Below are 1,479 nucleotides of genomic sequence, written 5' to 3' on the forward strand. Positions count from 1 at the left end.
ATAATCAAAGGTGGGTCACTTCTCGATGGAAATCCCGGGTCAGTTCTGCGCGGAAAATCACACATATATTTATCTGACGAGCGCGATGGCCACCTCGCTGATCTTATGCCACGTTTCGCAGCAGAGACCATTCTGTCAGCACTCCGCTGCGGTGTGATCAGTCCGGAGGAGTTGGTCGAGCATACCCCGCAGAACGAGCTCTTCGTTGTTTTGTGAAACTTCAAGCGGATTAAAGGCACATTGGTCTGCTGGCGCGTGCTGGTCATGCAAAGGGTCAATTTAAGGCGACCATCGGGCCTTGGGGCAAGCCTGCTCAGGCGCCGCACGAAGGCCGATCCGCCACATTTCTTACGTCAAACTGGTCGGCCGATAAACCGAGACGCAGATAGGGCGCTGATCATCAGAAGTACGTCGTGGGAACACGGAAATACTAGACCGGAACGCGATCTGAGTGTCAGAGAGCGTACTTCTGTTATCAGCGGGCCGACAGGAGAAGCCGGACCCGCGCGACCTCAGGTGTCTGTAAATGATCGCCGGGCGCGGCGGTGCAGGTCGCCACCCGGAGATTGGCAGTCAGAGAGATTTAGTCGGAAGTTTATCATGCCCGTTGCTTACCCGGGTGCGTTCAACGGCCTCGCGCTGCTCATTTCCTAAATCTCGTAAGGTCTCAATGAGTTGGCCAATACTCGTCTCGAGAGCCTTTTGCTGAGCCTCTGCGGCAATCCGTTGCTCTTCGGCCCGCTCGTGGGCCCTGATTTCAGCTTCGATCTTTGCGCTCAGCACTGCGTTCCCGCGCTCCAGCTCTGCAAGAGCTTTCCGCTGCTCCTCTATCTTTGCGAGCGAGGTTTTCAAGTCAGCAAAGGTCTGATCTGCCCGGGCCTCACTTTCCGTTAGAGCATCCTCAAGCTCGCTGATCTTCAGAGCTGCTGCCTGCTCGCGCTTTGCCGCTTCGGCCATTTCCGCGGCGCGGTGCCGGAGACTGTGCCCCTGCGCCTCGCTGTATAAGCGCACGGCGGCGAGCCGCTGCTCTTCCGCAAGTGCCGCAAGGATCCGCTCGATCTGGTCTGGCAGTACAGTCTGAAGTTTCTCCTGTTTCTCCTCTTCAAGCGCGCGCAGTTCTTTCATGTGACGCGCGACAGTGCTCGCAGAGCCACCAAGCTCATTCAGGATAACCTCCTGGGTGGGGCCAGCACCGTGAGCGCGCGTGTACTCTGCGAAGAAATTAACGAACGCTTCTCTCGTATATTTCGGTTTCCGCCCCATGCTGCTCCTCCAAATTTCAAGCGACCCCTTTTCTTATAGCAGACATACGCTGTGACACGAAGTTTCTAAATAAACCGCATAAGGATAACCCAACGTAAACCGTCCTTGATTGGGAGTAAAACTTTAACCTTTTTGAAACCTCCTCCGGCTTAGCCCACATTTCCCAAGTAAGGCGCTGATTTCGCTGTCCTGACCATTATATTTTCTATATAAAAC

2 protein-coding genes are annotated in these 1,479 nt (G+C 54.9%); one reads left to right on the forward strand and one right to left on the reverse strand.

The features are described from left to right. The coding region (locus EP867_RS20145; RefSeq protein ID WP_206616401.1) for a hypothetical protein at positions 1-216 on the forward strand (216 nt) is incomplete at its 5' end. A 357-nt stretch (positions 217-573) separates the two neighbouring features. On the opposite strand, the gene EP867_RS19575 is transcribed toward EP867_RS20145, so the two are convergent. Then, positions 574-1,263 carry a DNA-binding protein gene (locus EP867_RS19575; RefSeq protein ID WP_128491090.1) on the reverse strand — a complete coding sequence of 230 codons (690 nt, stop codon included), beginning with the start codon at positions 1,261-1,263 and terminating at the stop codon, positions 574-576. Between the last annotated feature and the right edge of the window lie 216 nt (positions 1,264-1,479).

The sequence above is a fragment of the Falsigemmobacter intermedius genome (assembly GCF_004054105.1).
Classification (GTDB): Bacteria; Pseudomonadota; Alphaproteobacteria; order Rhodobacterales; family Rhodobacteraceae; genus Wagnerdoeblera; species Wagnerdoeblera intermedia.